13 protein-coding genes and 1 riboswitch are annotated in these 15,310 nt (G+C 58.7%); of the genes, 2 read left to right on the top strand and 11 right to left on the bottom strand.

All coding sequences use genetic code 11. The annotated features are described in order from the left end of the window. The first annotated feature begins 15 nt into the window (after window positions 1-15). Window positions 16-609, top strand: coding sequence for an ECF transporter S component (locus WKS99_RS00205; RefSeq protein ID WP_340405133.1), 594 nt, complete (start codon window positions 16-18; stop codon window positions 607-609). Between the two features lie 88 nt (window positions 610-697). Here the strand turns inward: WKS99_RS00205 and WKS99_RS00210 are convergent, their stop codons facing one another. Together WKS99_RS00210 and pdxR are read right to left on the bottom strand one after the other, a co-directional pair. Next, entirely contained in the window at window positions 698-1,114 is a 417-nt protein-coding gene (locus WKS99_RS00210) for a YjdF family protein (RefSeq protein WP_262669827.1), read from the bottom strand. A 148-nt stretch (window positions 1,115-1,262) separates the two neighbouring features. After that, a complete protein-coding gene (gene pdxR / locus WKS99_RS00215) occupies window positions 1,263-2,651 on the bottom strand; it encodes a MocR-like pyridoxine biosynthesis transcription factor PdxR (protein ID WP_147572186.1) in 1,389 nt (462 codons plus the stop codon). A 133-nt stretch (window positions 2,652-2,784) separates the two neighbouring features. On the opposite strand from pdxR, the gene WKS99_RS00220 reads away from it, so the two are divergent. Further along, entirely contained in the window at window positions 2,785-3,309 is a 525-nt protein-coding gene (locus WKS99_RS00220; RefSeq protein WP_262669828.1) for an ECF transporter S component, read from the top strand. A gap of 108 nt (window positions 3,310-3,417) precedes the next feature. Here WKS99_RS00220 and mgtE read toward each other — a convergent pair whose 3' ends face one another. The 9 genes from mgtE to WKS99_RS00265 all read right to left on the bottom strand — a co-directional run bounded on the left by mgtE (window position 3,418) and on the right by WKS99_RS00265 (window position 15,310). After that, window positions 3,418-4,413: a magnesium transporter gene (gene mgtE / locus WKS99_RS00225; RefSeq protein WP_340405134.1), complete on the bottom strand. Its 996-nt coding sequence runs from the start codon at window positions 4,411-4,413 to the stop codon at window positions 3,418-3,420. Between the two features lie 236 nt (window positions 4,414-4,649). Next, window positions 4,650-4,811, bottom strand: a riboswitch (M-box (ykoK) riboswitch). 55 nt (window positions 4,812-4,866) lie between these two features. Beyond that, window positions 4,867-8,340: a DNA polymerase III subunit alpha gene (locus WKS99_RS00230; protein WP_186852107.1), complete on the bottom strand. Its 3,474-nt coding sequence runs from the start codon at window positions 8,338-8,340 to the stop codon at window positions 4,867-4,869. A gap of 79 nt (window positions 8,341-8,419) precedes the next feature. Continuing rightward, window positions 8,420-8,899: a GNAT family N-acetyltransferase gene (locus WKS99_RS00235; protein ID WP_186852106.1), complete on the bottom strand. Its 480-nt coding sequence runs from the start codon at window positions 8,897-8,899 to the stop codon at window positions 8,420-8,422. Between the two features lie 234 nt (window positions 8,900-9,133). Further along, complete coding sequence (whiA, locus tag WKS99_RS00240) at window positions 9,134-10,027, bottom strand: DNA-binding protein WhiA (RefSeq protein WP_186852105.1); 894 nt, start codon at window positions 10,025-10,027, stop codon at window positions 9,134-9,136. Between the two features lie 2 nt (window positions 10,028-10,029). Next, the gene (locus tag WKS99_RS00245; RefSeq protein ID WP_186852104.1) at window positions 10,030-11,070 is read right to left on the bottom strand and encodes a gluconeogenesis factor YvcK family protein; all 1,041 of its coding nucleotides are present in this window, start codon (window positions 11,068-11,070) and stop codon (window positions 10,030-10,032) included. 66 nt (window positions 11,071-11,136) lie between these two features. Next, window positions 11,137-12,000, bottom strand: a complete 864-nt coding sequence (gene rapZ / locus WKS99_RS00250) for an RNase adapter RapZ (protein ID WP_147572179.1) — start codon at window positions 11,998-12,000, stop codon at window positions 11,137-11,139. 177 nt (window positions 12,001-12,177) lie between these two features. Continuing rightward, window positions 12,178-13,089, bottom strand: coding sequence for a UDP-N-acetylmuramate dehydrogenase (gene murB, locus WKS99_RS00255; protein WP_340405135.1), 912 nt, complete (start codon window positions 13,087-13,089; stop codon window positions 12,178-12,180). A gap of 194 nt (window positions 13,090-13,283) precedes the next feature. Then, complete coding sequence (locus WKS99_RS00260; protein WP_340405136.1) at window positions 13,284-14,228, bottom strand: DUF4349 domain-containing protein; 945 nt, start codon at window positions 14,226-14,228, stop codon at window positions 13,284-13,286. Between the two features lie 131 nt (window positions 14,229-14,359). Continuing rightward, entirely contained in the window at window positions 14,360-15,310 is a 951-nt protein-coding gene (locus WKS99_RS00265) for an ROK family protein (RefSeq protein ID WP_340405430.1), read from the bottom strand.

Consider the following 15,310-nt stretch of genomic DNA (forward strand, 5'->3'; position numbering starts at 1 on the left):
AAAGGAGTGTTTTTTATGTCTAATCGAGAGCAGACCCGGAAATTGGTGGTCCTGGCCCTATTGGCCGGAGTATCGGTGGTGCTGGTATACTTTATCCGTATTCCGCTGATCCCTCTAGTCCCCTTTTTAGAATACGATCCTGCTGATATCCCCATTTTCATCGGTGCCCTGGCCTATGGTCCTTTAGCTGGCGTCCTGCTCACTGTGGTTGTCAGTGTGGTCCAAGGGCTTACCGTAAGTGCCGCTACCGGCGGGCTGTTTTATGGCATTATCATGCATATTATCGCTACCTCTACCATGGTGATGGTGGTTTGTTCTGTTTACCGTATTCGGCATACTAAATCTGGCGCGGTTCTTGGGTTGATTTTAGCTACGCTGGCACGGGGATTAGTTATGCTGCCCGCCAATCACTTTATTACCCCCCTCTTCATGGGCCAGCCTGTGGAGGTAGTTGATTCCCTGCTCCTCCCTGGGATTCTTCCCTTTAACCTGCTGGTAGGTACCATCAATTCCACCGTTACCTTCCTAGTCTACAAGACCGTTTCCCGCCACGTCATCCACGGCGAAGGTTGGAGCAAAAAATCCGCCCCGGCCGAGAGCGAAGCCTGACCTCCCCTGCTTACGCTCCACTGAAGCGGTCTGACCAGCCGCTTTCCTTCTAGAATTACATTTGCAACATTCAAAAAGCGGGGCAGAATTATCTGCCCCGCTTTTTTTCGCGCTTTTTTTGCTGCCGGAGAAGGAATTTCCGCCGGTCCTCCTCCTGACGCTCCAGATGCTTCTTTTCCCTTCGGGCCAGCCCTCGATCCTCCCGCTGAAGCGCGAGAGCCGCCTGGGCCTTGGTCCCTATCCCTCTGATCTGGGTAGACTTTCTCGCTTCCCGCTGAAGGCGCTTTTGTTTCTGCTCCAGGGTAGGGCGCTCCTCTTCCGACAGCTTACTGAACACCAGCCTGTGCCACTCCTTCAACACCCATTGATAGATCTGAGTGTCAGTGGGCTGGGCGCCAAAGGTGATTTTGGCCGCCTGATAGCCCTCCTCCCCCCATCGCTGGGCAATACCCACCCAAAAAGGGGACTGGAACAGCACTATAAAACTGCTCATACTTGGAACCATATTCAGTTTCCTCCCTAACATGACACGTCAGAGAAGGGACGACCCGGGAGGGAAGGCTACTTACGGGAGCGCGGACCCGCGGACGGACTACCAACCGCCTTGTGTTTTTATCTCTGCCCCTGCATTCTAATACAGAGCTGTCTCTCTGTCAATCCAGCAGGCCAGCCAGAAGCGCCAGGGCAGGAGCCAGCCGTGCGGGCGCTGTTCCCGGATAATTGACTACCAGAGTGTGGAGGGGGGCCGCCCCCGGCCGCTGCTGGTAGTCTGTGAGAAAGGAGAGCCTTACTCCGCGCGCCTCCATCTCCCTCGACAACCAACTGTCCTCCCTTTCCGTCTCCAGCTCCAGCAAAAAATGGAGTCCGGCCTCCTCTCCAAGCACACGGCAGCGGCCGGACAGAGGACTTTGGCCGATGGCTGCCAGCACCTCGTCCCGGCGATTTCGGTAAAAGACACGCATCCGGTTCACATGGGACTCAAAATAGCCCTCCTCCAGAAAGCTTGCCAGGGTATACTGCTCCATCGCCGGAACTGTACAGGAGTAGAAGCCTAGCCGACGTGGATACTCCTCCATCAGAGAGGGCGGCAGCACCATGTAGCTGACACGCAGCGAGGGGGCCAGTGACCGGGAAAAGGTATTCATATAGATGACCCGTCCTGCAGCGTCTATGCTCTTCATCGCTGGTATAGGGCGTCCTGTAAAGCGGAACTCACTGTCGTAGTCGTCCTCGATGATATATCCCCTTTGCTCCTCCGCCCATCGCAGAAGCGCCTGCCGGCGCAGGATGGGGGTCACTGTCCCTGTGGGGAACTGGTGGTTGGGCGATATATGGAGGATCTGCACCCCCCTCTCCTCTACCTCCTGGGGGCGCACCCCCCGGCTGTCCATCGGAAGGGGGATGCATCCCGCCCCGTTCAGGCCGTATATTCTGGCCGCCTTGGAGTAGCCAGGGTCCTCTACCCCGTACAGCAGGTCCCGGCCCAAAAGCTGCACAATCAAATTATACAGGTACTCCGTCCCCGCCCCCACCACAATCTGCTCCGGTGCGGCGGAAATGCCCCGGAACTGGTAGAGATGTCGGGCGATTGCCTGCCGCAGAGGATAGACACCGTTGTGGGGAGTCGCCTGAAGCAGCTCGGCTCCCCGCTCCGTAAGTATTCTTCGCATCAGCCGGGCCCAGACAGAAAAAGGGAAGCCCTCTGTCCCGCTTCCGGTCCCCCGCAGGTCCAGCCGCCACTCCCGCTGTTCCCTGTTCTTTTCCCTGGCCTCTGCCGGATTCTCCCTAACTGGTCCTGTCTCCACCGGGTTGACAAAATACCCCCGCTTTTCCCTGGCGTTCAGGTACCCCTCCGCCTCCAACTGGGCATAGGCGTTCTCCACCGTTACCACTGCGGTATTCAAATGGGTGGCCAGGGTCCGCTTGGAGGGCAGCTTCTCCCCCGCTTTCAAGCGGCCGGACAGGATGTCCTCCTTGATGCAGCGATACAGATAGTCGTACCTGGCCAGGCTCCCTCGCTTTTCCAAATCATATGTCAGCATAAACAGCCCTCCAATCTGGTCCTATAAAAAAGTTATAGTTTGGTCCTTTTAATCATATCAGATATGATTAAAATACAACTCAGTTGAAAAAGCAAGCAAAAATTTCCCCACCACTTTCAAAGGAGCGATCATCATGTCAGATACCAAGATCCGTAAGCTGGTATTAGCCGCCCTCTTTGCCGCCCTGTGTACCATCATGACCCTGGTCATCCAGGTTCCCTCCCCCATGCAGGGCTATGTCAACCTGGGAGACTGTGCCGTTCTTCTCTCCGCCTGGGTTCTGGGCCCACTCTACGGCGGGGCCGCCGCCGGCGTAGGTTCCATGCTGGCGGACCTTCTCTCCGGCTACGCTCATTATGCTCCTGGAACCTTCGCTATCAAGCTGGCGATGGCCGTAGTGGCCGCCCTGCTGTTTCAGGCTCTCCAACGGCGCCGCGCTCCAAATGTACTCCTCTCCCAGGCTGTGAGCGGCTTTGCGGCTGAGATCATCATGGTGGCCGGCTATTTCGGCTACGCCTGCCTGTGGCTGGGCAAGGGGCTGGCCGCCGCGGCCTCCGTGCCGGGGAATATCATTCAGGGGCTCTTTGGGCTGGCCGCCGCGGCCGCAGTCTACGCCGTACTCAGCCGCGGCCACGCCCTAACTCATATAACCCGCTGATTCCGACAAGGTCCCACCGCCGAAATCTTGCCCGCTAATCGAAAGAAGCTGGAGGAAAGGCACAGCCTTTCCTCCAGCTTTTCTCCTCTCTCCGCCGGGTATTCCGCGTCATATTCTAAGAAGCAGGACGGCGATACGAAAGTATACCATCAGGGATATCCCATCCGCGATGGTGGTGATCAAGGGGCTGGCCATCACAGCAGGGTCCAGATGGGCACGGCTGGCCAGAATAGGCAGGAAACAGCCCAGCAGCTTTGATACAATCACCGTCACTACCAAAGTCAGGCTGACCACTATGGCCACTATCAAATCCAGGTGGTCCAAAACAGTCAGTCGCAGCAGATTGACAGCGGCCAGGGTAATCCCACACAGCACTCCGACCTGTATCTCCTTCCAGGCCACCTTCCACCAGTCCCCATATCCTATCTCCCCCAGGGAGAGCCCCCGGATGATGGTGACGGAGGACTGGCTGCCGCAGTTCCCTCCCGTATCCATCAGCATGGGGATAAAGGCAGTAAGTACCACCTGGGCGGCCAGGGCAGTCTCATAATGGGTAATAATGGCCCCGGTAAAGGCCGCCGATACCATCAGCAGCAGGAGCCACAGCACACGCTTTTTGTAGATCTCCCACACGCTGGTTTTTAGATAGGGCCGCTCGGAAGGAAGGATGGCGGCCATCCGCTCCATATCCTCAGTGGCCTCGTCCCGCAGTACCTCCATGGCGTCCTCCGCGGTGACTGTCCCAACAAGCTTTCCCTCGTCATCCACCACGGGTAGTTCCACGCAGTCCGCCGCCTCCATCAGACGCACAGCCTCCTCCTGGTCATACTCCGGAGTAAGGACAGCCCTAGGGGCGGACATGGCCTGATCCAAACGGGCGCAGTCGGGCACCGCCACCAGTTCGTAGAGGGTAAGAGCACCCAACAGGCGCCCCTCCTCATCCACCACATAGCAGCTGCTCATAAAATCCTGGGGCACACCCACCTGGCGCAGGCGGGCCAGTGCCTCCCGGGCACGCATCCGCGGAGAGAGCTCCAGGGGCTGACGGGACATGATAGCCCCCACAGTCCCAGGGATGGCAGGGATCATATTGATGTTCTTCATAACAGCTTCCTCCTTGTCGTCGAGTTCGGTTTTTTACCGTTTCGTGACAGGAGGTCCGGCAAACTCAGCCGGCTGTCTCGGCGCCCATCCCAGGACGCCGCGTACCATATTGAGTTTGTCCGCCGGGACCTCGACTGCCGCTGTCCATGAGATGTTCACCTCTCTTTGCTTCAAAATCGCTCCGGATAGAAAAGAGCACGCAAGCCGCGGCGGCGGCAAGCGTGCTCTGCACATACCCTATCATGCCACCGTCCAAGCTTTAGCATCGCGGGGCGGTGAAGTCGCGTTAAATCCTGCCTTCTGTTCGACAGGACCTGTTCAAACCAACGAAGGATGTCTCCATCCCTTTGCGGCAGCGACCCATATCCCCACGGTAGCCTTACCTACCGGATTACGGGGCTATTATATCCTCTTTCTGGCGGGCTGTCAACCCCTGGTTAAGCGGCTTGGCCGTCACTGCACCACCACGTTCTCCGCCCCCAGCCGTTCCGTCAGGTCAGCCACCAGGGCTGGATGGATTTGGCAGTAGGAGCCCACACGCTTTTTGCAGTCCTCAAAATAAAGCACCACCCGGCTCTCTCCGGGGAAAAAAGAGAGGGCCAGCCGGACCTTACGCAGGCGAGGGTCCTCTCTGGCGGGCAGGCGGAGGTAGAGCGTCTTTTCCTCCTCCCCTGTCATCTCCCCATTTAGGTCTCCCAGGGGGCGGATCTCATCCACCATGAGCTGTGGCTCCTTCTCGTCCCGGACAGAGATCCGGCCCGTAGCCAGGATCGCCGAGTTTTCCCTGATATGGCTGCCACTATTCTCCAGCACTTTGGCAAAGCACAAAAGCTCCATCGAGGCAGTATCATCCTCCAGGTTGACATAAGCCATCAAGGTGTTATTCCGGGTGGTTCTGGTACGGTAAGTGGAAATAATACCGGCCACTGATACCCTCTGGTTGTCCCGGTACTCCTTAGGTCCATCCTCCCGCTGAAAGTCCAGCAGGATAGAGCCGATGCTCACCGCCCCCTTCCGCCTGGCCATCTCCCGGTACTGATCCATGGGGTGCCCGGACAGATACAGCCCGGTGATTTCCTTCTCCATGGTCATCAGCTCCTGAGCGCTGTACTCCGCCAGCTCCGGCAGGACCAGTGCGGGAAGGGGGGCGCTCTCCTCCACTCCGCCGAGCCCAAAGAGATCCAGCTGCCCCTCCACGTTCCGCTTCCGAGCCGCGGCAATCCCGTCCAGCACTTGGCCGTATACCTGCATCAGTTGGGACCTACGGTAGCCCATGCGGTCAAAGGCTCCGGATTTGATGAGACTCTCCACCACTCTCCGGTTTAGATCCTGGTCAAACATCCGGTCGCAGAAGTCCATAAAGTCTGTAAAGGGTCCACCCTTTTCACGTTCTGACAACATGGCGTTTACAACGTTTCGCCCTACCCCCTTCAGGGCCACCAGGCCAAAGCGGATTCCTCCCTCTACCACAGTGAAATCGGCCTGGGACTCGTTCACATCAGGGGGAAGCAGAGGGATATCCATATCCCGGCACTCTGAGATATACTCCGCCACCTTCTCGGTGGAATCCAGCACCGAGGTGAGCAGAGCGGCCATGTACTCCTTGGGGTGGTGGCACTTGAACCAGGCGGTCTGATAGGCCACCACGGCGTAACACACAGCGTGGGCCTTGTTGAAGGCGTAGTTGGCAAAATCGTTGATTTCATCGTAGATAGACTCGGCAATAGCGGCGGGTACTCCGTTGTGCTCACAGCCGACAATATTCCGCTCCGGGTCCCCGTGGATAAAGGCAGCCCGCTCCCGCTGAATATCCTTCATTTTCTTTTTAGACATGGCGCGGCGCACCATGTCGGCCTGTCCCAGGGAGTAGCCTGCCAGCTGTTGGAAGATCTGAATGACCTGCTCCTGGTAAACGATACATCCATAGGTATTGGACAGGATGGGCTCCAGGGCCGGGTGCTTATAGGTAATCTTGTCCGGATTGTTTTTGCTGGCAATAAAGCGTGGAATGGAATCCATGGGGCCAGGGCGGTAGAGGGCGATGATGGCGGTGATATCCTCGATATTCTGTGGCTTGAGGCCGAGGCACACCCCGGTCATTCCCGCAGACTCCATTTGGAACACACCGGAGGTCTTCCCCTCTGACAGCATAGACATGGTAGCCGGGTCGTTCAAGGGGATGCTTTCTAGTGTAAAGTTCTTTTCCTTGCTTCGGACCATTTTGACCGCGTCATCCAGAATCGTCAGGTTACGCAGTCCCAGGAAGTCCATTTTCAGCAGTCCCAGCTCCTCCAGAGTGGTCATCACATACTGGGTAACAGGCAGGCCGTCGTTGGTCGCTAGGGGCACATAGTCGCAGACCGGCCGGCTGGTGATAACCACACCCGCAGCATGGGTGGAAGTATTCCGCGGCATCCCTTCGATGGCCATGGCGGTATCGATGAGCTTTTTGATGCTCTCATCCCCGTCATACAGCTCTCTCAGCTGTTTAGACAGCTTCAAAGACTCCTCCAGCGTGATGTGCAGCGCTCCAGGACCACTGGGGATAAGCTTGGCCACCGCATCCACATCTCCGTAAGGCATTCCAAGAACCCGCCCCACGTCCCGGACAGATCCCCTGGCCGCCATGGTACCAAAGGTGACGATCTGGGCCACATGGTCGGCGCCATATTTTTTGTTTACATAATCAATGACCTCTTGCCGGCGGCGGATACAGAAGTCAATATCAATATCGGGCATGGATACCCGCTCTGGGTTGAGAAATCGCTCAAAATACAGGGAGTACTGCATGGGGTCCAGGTCTGTGATATTCAGGCAGTAAGACACCATGGAGCCGGCAGCCGACCCGCGCCCCGGTCCCACAGGGATGTGGTTTCCCTTGGCAAACGCGATAAAGTCGGACACAATAAGGAAATAATCCACAAAGCCCATCTTACGGATCATATCCATCTCGTATCGCAGCTGCTTCCGATATTCCTCAGGCTGGTCCGGATAGCGGCGTGCAAAGCCATCCATACACAGCTTTTCAAAGTACGCCTCCCCGTCTGTCCAGCCCTCTGGGAGCTGAAAGTGGGGCAGGTGATATTTTCCAAACTCAAATTCCACATCACACAGTTTGGCAATTTTGGCAGTGTTCTCCAGCGCCTCAGGATAGTTGGGGAACAGTGCGGCCATCTCATCCTCTGACTTGACATAGAATTGGTCGGTTTCAAACTTCATACGATTGGGGTCGTCCACAGTCTTGCCCATTTGAATGCACATCAGAACGTCCTGTGTCTCCGCATCCTCCTGGCGGAGATAGTGGGCGTCGTTGGTGGCGATAAGGGGGATGCCTGTTTCCTCATGGATGCGGACCAGCGCGGCATTCACCTGCTTCTGGGCCGCAATGCCGTGGTCCTGGAGCTCCAGGTAGTAGCCGTCCTCTCCAAACAGCTCCCGCATCTCCAGTGCCACCGCCTTAGCCTGCTCATACTCCCCCGCCAGCAGCAGCTTGGGCAGTTCTCCGCCCAGGCAGGCGGAGCAGGCGATCAGGCCGCCAGCGTGCTCCCGCAGTAAGTCCATGTCGATGCGGGGCTTAATGTAAAATCCCTCTAGATAGGCCTGAGACACCATATAGGACAGGTTTCGATAGCCCTCCTCGTTCCGGCAGAGGAGCACCAGGTGGCGGGAATCCGCGTCAAACTCATGGACCTTTTGGAAGCGGGTGCGGCCCCGTGGCGCCACATAGACCTCGCAGCCGATGATGGGTTTGATCCCCTCGGCCTTGCAGGCCCGGTAAAAATCAATGACTCCATACATACAGCCGTGGTCAGTGATGGCCACCGCATCCTGCCCCAGCTCCTTGACCCGCTCCACCAGCTTTTTGATCCGGCAGGCTCCGTCCAGTAAGGAAAACTCCGTATGCAGATGTAAATGGACAAAGGACATAGCCTTTTCTCCTCCCTGGGACAAACTGCCCCACCACTTCTTCATTTCTCGCTCTAAAATTTGATTTCTAGAGTGCGGTTCACTCCGCCGCCTGCTTTAGCCTCTCCCCCGTGAGGCGGTAAGTAGTCCACTCATCCATGGGAGTGGCGCACATCTTTTGGATATAAAAGTTAATAGAAGGGGTGTTCCAGTCCAGGCAGGCCCATTCCAGCCGCCCGCACCCACGTTCCACCGTGATACGGGCAAGTCTCTTTAGCAGGGCCTCCCCGTAGCCCTTTCCACGCTCCTCAGGCAAAACGAACAGGTCCTCTAGATAGATGCCCGCCCGGCCCAAAAAGGTGGAGAAGTTGTGGAAGAACAGAGCAAAGCCCACCTCTCTCCCACCGGCCGCAGCGAAGATGACCTCCGCCTTCTGTTTCTCAAAAATCCATTCCCGCAGCAGCTCCGGTGTGGCCACCACCTGGTCGGACATATGCTCATAATCCGCCAGAGCCCGGATAAAGGACAGGATCAACTCCTCATCCCCTGGGACCGCGGTCCGAAATGTACAAACTGTCATCGTATCTCTCCTTGTCATAGGCGCGCTTTTGATTGGCTAGGGCCTGTCCCTCTTACCGCTTTTTTCTTAACTGCTTTTTGCTTCTCTCCGCTTCCCCTGTCCATGGGTCCTATATTTCCATATTGAACCAGAGAACAGCGGGGCAGCTCAAAATCTGTCAGCTTGTGCTTTGGGACTCCCAGGGAATGCGATCCGGCTAACCATTTTGCGCCTTCCCTGCATACGCCCGTTCATCTATCCTTCCTCTCTCCCCAGCTCTACCAGCTTCCGCAGGCGGTGGTTCAGTGCTGACTTGGTGATCGGTGGATCACACCGCTCCGCCAGCTGGGACAGGGTGTCCTCTGGATGGGCTAGTCGAAGGGCGGCGGTCTCCTTCAGCTTGTCCGGCAGAAGGGCCAGCCGGCCCCGCTCCTCCAGGCGCCGTATGGCCTCCAACTGGACCATGGCCGCCTCCACCGCCTTATCCAGATTGGCGGCATCACAGTTTACCCTTCGGTTCACGCTGCCCCGGATGTCCTTCTCCAGCTTGGCGTTCATCACTTCCATAGCGGACACAGGGGCACCGATGGAGGTAAGAAAATCCTCGATCCGGTCACTCTGCTTAAAGTAAATGACAGAATTTCCCTTCCGCTGGGCCGCTTTGGGCTCCAGCTCCATTTCCCGCATCAAGGCCTCCAGCTCCCGGCTGACGCTCTGGTGCGTGGTAGCCAGCTCCAGGTGGTAGCCCTTTCTGGGGTCGGTCACCGATCCGCCCGCCAGGAAGGCTCCCCGCAAAAAGGAGGTCCGGCAGCAGCTCTCCTCCAGTACAGCAAAATTCAAATGGAGGGCCAGCGCGCCCAAGTCGCTGCCGAAGGTCTGATGGACAGCGGCCAGCTTATCCCGGTCCATGATGGAGAAGATATACTTCCCCTCCCCGTCTGGCAGGCGGTCAAAGGTGATACGAAACGCCTTTTTCAGCAGTGGAGGCAGCCGCTTGGCAAAGGCTTCGCTCTCTGTCATCACCCGGATCTCCCGGGCACTGAAGGTATTGCAGTAGAGCAGCACACCGTAGGCCTCCGCCTGGGCACAACACCGCCGGTTGAGTGGGATCCGGCATAGCTCAGTCTTTACATCTCCGGAAAAGGACATGGTCATTCCTCCAATATGTAGCGCCTCTCTCCCCGGAAGATGCGCACCGCCCGCTGACGGTAGATCTCCAACAGGGCGGCCGCCAGCTTATCCGGGTCATGGCGGGCAAAATCGCCCTTGTCGGAGGCCAGAGGCCGCTCCTCCAGCTCCAGCCCCATCGCGGCGACGCGCTCCCGGTCCACCGTTAGAGGCGCCGCGTCCTCCACCCGGTATTTCTCCACTAGCCCAGGATGGACTGGCGCACTGTTGGCCAGACACAGGTCCAGCAGCCCCGGCTCCCCGTGGACCAACAGGGCTTCCAGGTGGTCAGCGGCGGTATACCCCTCTGTCTCTCCATCCTGAGTCATGATGTTGCACACATAAATCTTTGGCGCGTCCGACTGGGCGATGGCTTTGGCCACCCCGTCCACCAGCAGATTGGGGATCACACTGGTATACAGGCTCCCCGGCCCCAGCAGGATCAGATCCGCGTCACGGATGGCCTCCAGAGCGGCGGGCAGAGGGGCGGGCCGCTCTGGGATCAGCGCCACCCGAGAAATCCGGCAGTCCTGCTCTTTTTTAAAATGGTATATCTTGGACTCTCCCACCACACGGGCCCCGTTTTCAAAGATGGCCTCCAGCTGCACGTCCGCACTGGTAACCGGGATGACTCGGCCCGTGATCGCCAGCACCTGGCTCATCTGGCTGACCGCCTCCTCAAAGGAGCCGGTCACCCCATTCAGGGCCGCCAGAATCAGGTTGCCAAAGGACTGTCCGGAGAGGGAGCCCTCAGTAAAGCGGTAGGTCAGCAGCTTCTCCATGATGGGCTCCGTGTTGGCCAGGGCCTCCATACAGTGGCGGATATCACCCGGGGGCGGCATTCCAATATCCCGGCGAAGCATTCCAGAGCCTCCCCCGTCATCCGCCACAGTGACGATGGCGGTCAGATTCTTGGTATATTTTTTTAAGCCGCGCAGCATGGTGGAAAGGCCCGTACCGCCGCCCACAGCGACGATCTTGGGCCCCCGCTCCCACTGCTGGAGGCTGGGCAACGTATCGCTCATAACCGCTCCTTTCCCTGAAAGGACAGACCTGCTCCGTGTCCCGTATCCAGGCCACGGCCCCTGCCATCAGTTTCTTCCCAAGTCCCGGTGGCTCTCCGCCACAGGCCAGCCCTGTCCTCTGATCCGCTCGGCTAGAGCATGGGCGATGGCCACGGACCGGTGGTGCCCGCCGGTGCAGCCCACGGCGATGACTAGAGCCGTCTTGCCCTCCTCCTCATACCGGGGAAGGAGCCAGCCCACCAGGGCCCACAGCCGCTCCAAAAACTCCTCTGCCTGCCCGCCGTGAAACACATAGTCCCGCACCCCCTGGTCCAGTCCGGTAAGGGGACGCAGGTCAGCTACATAGTAGGGGTTGGGCAGGAAGCGGACATCCAGGACCAGATCGGCCTCCATAGGCACCCCGTGCTTGAATCCGAAGGAGGACACCCGAATGTCCATCCGCCCCTCTGTGGAACTGCCCTTAGCAAAAATGCGGCGCAGCTCTCCCTTCAGCTTGGCGGGGGACAGATTAGTGGTGTCGATTATATATTCCGCCCGCCGGCGCAGGGGCTCCAGCATCTGCCGCTCCAGAGAGATGGCCTGCTCCAGACTGTCGCACTCCTCGGCCAGAGGGTGGCTGCGGCGGCTCTCCTTATACCGCTTGATAATAGTTTCGTCCGAGGCATCCATAAAGAGGATCCTGTAAGCGCACTTCATGGCCTTCAGGTCAGTTAGGGCCTGGAACAGGCTATCAAAGTTGGTGCCGCCCCGGATGTCGGTGACCAGAACCACCCGGTCATACTCCCCGGAGCCAGCCATACCGAGTTCTGCGAACTTGGGGATCAGGGGGGCGGGCAGATTATCCACACAGAAGAAATCCATATCCTCCATAAAAGAGGCGGCTTTGCTCTTTCCCGCTCCGGACAGGCCGGAGATGATAACAAATTCCATCCAATCACACCTCACCGCCGCCTCTCCGCCAAGGACCAGGCGGCTTTTCTCTTTCTATAAGGTCCAACAGGCGGCATGGGACCTTCCACCGGGTAGAGCGGCAGGCCCCTAGGGCAAGCACCTGGACACCTCTATTCCTAGAGCATAAGCCAGCGGCTTGTCGCCAGGACCCTCCCGTCACCGTAGGACTTTCACTTCCATCTCCAGTGCTACGCCAGTTTCCGCCAGGACACGGGCCTTCACCCGCTCTACCAGCTCCAGCACATCCGCGCAGGTGGCGCCTCCCCGATTTACGACGAAACCGGCGTGCTTCTCCGACACCTGAGCGCCTCCCACACACACACCCTTCAACCCACACTGATCGATGAGGGCGGCAGCAAAGTGGCCTGTTGGGCGCTTGAACATAGAGCCGGCGCTGGGGTATTCCAGAGGCTGCTTCTCGCTGCGTCGCCGGGCCAGTTCCTCGATTTTCGCCCGGATCTCCTCCGCTTCCCCTTGGGGCAGAGAGAACTCCGCCTTCAGGATAAGCCAGTCGGGGTGCCGAGCAAAGATGCTGCTGCGGTAGCCAAACTCACACCCGGCGGCGGGGATGGTATGCTCGTTTCCCTCCCCATCCAGATAGGTGACGGCAGTGACCACCTGAGACAGCTCACCCCCATAGGCCCCGGCATTCATCATTACACCGCCCCCCAGGGACCCCGGTATGCCGTGGGCGAACTCCAGCCCGGCCAATCCCCGGCCCAAGGCCGCCCAGGCCAGGCGGGCCAGTGAGATCCCGCTCTCCGCCCACAGGCGGCGGTTCACCTCCTGGATCTGATCTAAGCCGCACAGCTTCACCACAAATCCTCGGTAGCCCTCATCCGGCACCAGCAGGTTGGAGCCGTTGCCCAAAAAGAAGGGACGGATTTCCAACTCCCAAGCCGCCCTCACCGCCGCCTTTGCCTCCCCTACTGTTCTGGGCAGGGCCATCAGGGCTGCCGGCCCGCCAATCCGGAAGGTGGTATGCCGAGACATAGGTTCCTCCGTCCTCAGCTCCAACTCTGGGCAGCGATCTCTTAAATTACGCAACAACTGTTCCAATCGATCCATATTGCCTCCTGCATCCTCAGGATAAAATCATGTACCGAATTATTATAACAAATTTTTTCTCCAAATAGAATAGGCAGAATCAGAAATATATCCTCTCCGGGCTCCCCCCTCTGTTCGGTCAGTACCCCTTTCACGGGTTCCACTCCGTAATGCCGCAAAAAATGGGCCCCTCCCTGTGTGGGGAGGGGCCGGTTTTACGGTTCCTGCTTTTCAGACTGCTCCGTTTTCCACTTTTTATACTTTCGCAGGCCTGCCCAGCCGCCGATGGCCGCGGCAGCAATCAAGATGACTAGGACCACCAGGTTGTAGGACATCCACACTAGCAGCTCCTGAGCGCCCCGGACAAAGCCCTCGCAGCTGGCCTTGAAGCCGGCGGTCATCCGCTGGCCGAGGGTAGAGCTCTCCCCCACCTCCTGGACCACCTTTCCTACCTCTTGCAGATAGATGGTAAAGGTAGAGTAGCTGATCAACGCATCGTAGCGGTTCAGGGTGGAGGACAACTGCTCGATCTGATACTCCACATCACCCAGGGCATTCTCCAGAGAGATGATATCCTCCATGGTGTCCGCCTGCTCCAGCAGGGCAAGCAGGCGCTCCTGCTTGGTCCGCTGCGTCTTCAACCGGGTCTCAGCGTCATAGTACCGCTCCCCCACGTCCTCGCTGCTCTCGCTGCTCTCCGTGATATAGCCCAGTGTCCCGGCGCTATTGAAAAAGTCGCTGTACCGCTCTGCCGGCACTCGGACGACGTACTCCCCCCAGCGGCTGGCACTGGCATCCCGGTAGCTCCCTCCGCGCACAGCGGCGGTTTCAAAATATCCCCCGCACTCTGACACTAGACGGTCCAGGGCCTGGGCCGTCTGGTCGAACTGCTCCGTCTGGATGCTGAACTCCGCCCGGCGGACCAGTTTGGCTCCGGCGTTCTGATAGACGGAGCTATCCGTGCCCTGTTCGTCCGCGCTGGGCTCCATAGGAGCGGCCTCCCCGCCAAAGCCTATGTCCCAGCCGGAAGATATGTCCGCGCTGGAAGCCGTGTTTCCCGCAGCGGCCCCAGAGTCCTTGCCATTGTTTCCGCTGCCACAGCCTGCCAGCAGCAAAAACAGCAGAGTCAGCCCCGTGGCCAGTGTCTTTTTTCCTCTCATAACAGATCCCCCTTTTTCATTTCGTCTCGACTCTTTCGCGCGTCACTTCCCACCAAGGGGGAAGCCTTCCGCGGCCTCTAATTCTCTAGACGAAATCTGTGGGATCTGGTTCGGATTTTTTTATTAAAATTTTATATCATGTCGCACAACAGAGCGGCCCCTACCACTCCGGCGTCGTTGCCCAGTGCGGCCCGCTCCAGCCGGGTGGGCATGGATTTGTCATAGGAGCCCTTCTTTACCAGCTCCCGCAGGGGAGTCAGCAGCAGATCGTCGTCCGCGTTGCTGATGCCACCGCCCAGACAGATGATCTGGGGCTGTAAGATATTGACCAGATCGATTAGACCTATGGACAGCCCCTGGCGGTAATTCTCCAGCACCCGAAGGGCGGTTCCGTCCCCCTGTCTGGCCCCCTGGAAGGCGGTCCGCCCCTGGACCTTGGAGAGATCGCCGCCGCATAGCTCCCACAGGACACTGTGCCGGTCCTGCTCCATCGCCTGGCGGGTCATCCGAATGAGGGCGGTGGCCGAGCCATACTGCTCCCAGCAGCCGTAATTGCCGCAGCCGCAGGGGGCACCGCCGGGCTGGATAATCATGTGGCCCGCCTCCATGCCCGAATTGGCATACCCGGTAAACAGCCTGCCTCCCACCACCATACCGCTGCCGATTCCTGTGCCCAGGGTGACCACCACTGCCGGATCACAGCCTTTCGCGGCGCCGGCCCAGTACTCACCGATGGCCGCACAGTTGGCGTCGTTGCCCAAAAAGAACGGCACATCCCACTCCTGCTGGAACAACTGACGCACCGGCGTATCCCGGAAGGGCATATTGGCGGTCTGGACCACCACGCCGGTCCTGTTGTCCACCAGGCCCGGAAAGCCGGCTCCCACAGCTTGGATCTGATCCAGGGCCACCCCCTCCTCCCGGCATACCTCTACGGCCAGCCGGACCAGCTGGCGACACAGCCCCGCGCCATCTAGGGACTTGTCCACCGGCACCCCGGCTTTCCTCAGGATACTGCCCTCCCGGTCCACCAGACCGGCGACCAGGTTGGTCCCTCCTACATCGATACCCACATAGTACAT

It is taken from the genome of Flintibacter sp. HCN-6482 (assembly GCF_037892565.1).
Classification (GTDB): Bacteria; Bacillota; Clostridia; order Oscillospirales; family Oscillospiraceae; genus Lawsonibacter; species Lawsonibacter aceti.

Bases quoted from the DNA above. Each gene is read 5' to 3' on its own strand.
- WKS99_RS00205 (WP_340405133.1), top strand. From the start codon at position 16: ATGTCTAATCGAGAGCAGACCCGGAAATTGGTGGTCCTGGCCCTATTG.
- WKS99_RS00210 (WP_262669827.1), bottom strand. From the start codon at position 1,114: ATGGTTCCAAGTATGAGCAGTTTTATAGTGCTGTTCCAGTCCCCTTTT.
- pdxR (WP_147572186.1), bottom strand. From the start codon at position 2,651: ATGCTGACATATGATTTGGAAAAGCGAGGGAGCCTGGCCAGGTACGAC.
- WKS99_RS00220 (WP_262669828.1), top strand. From the start codon at position 2,785: ATGTCAGATACCAAGATCCGTAAGCTGGTATTAGCCGCCCTCTTTGCC.
- mgtE (WP_340405134.1), bottom strand. From the start codon at position 4,413: ATGAAGAACATCAATATGATCCCTGCCATCCCTGGGACTGTGGGGGCT.
- WKS99_RS00230 (WP_186852107.1), bottom strand. From the start codon at position 8,340: ATGTCCTTTGTCCATTTACATCTGCATACGGAGTTTTCCTTACTGGAC.
- WKS99_RS00235 (WP_186852106.1), bottom strand. From the start codon at position 8,899: ATGACAGTTTGTACATTTCGGACCGCGGTCCCAGGGGATGAGGAGTTG.
- whiA (WP_186852105.1), bottom strand. From the start codon at position 10,027: ATGTCCTTTTCCGGAGATGTAAAGACTGAGCTATGCCGGATCCCACTC.
- WKS99_RS00245 (WP_186852104.1), bottom strand. From the start codon at position 11,070: ATGAGCGATACGTTGCCCAGCCTCCAGCAGTGGGAGCGGGGGCCCAAG.
- rapZ (WP_147572179.1), bottom strand. From the start codon at position 12,000: ATGGAATTTGTTATCATCTCCGGCCTGTCCGGAGCGGGAAAGAGCAAA.
- murB (WP_340405135.1), bottom strand. From the start codon at position 13,089: ATGGATCGATTGGAACAGTTGTTGCGTAATTTAAGAGATCGCTGCCCA.
- WKS99_RS00260 (WP_340405136.1), bottom strand. From the start codon at position 14,228: ATGAGAGGAAAAAAGACACTGGCCACGGGGCTGACTCTGCTGTTTTTG.
- WKS99_RS00265 (WP_340405430.1), bottom strand. From the start codon at position 15,310: ATGTACTATGTGGGTATCGATGTAGGAGGGACCAACCTGGTCGCCGGT.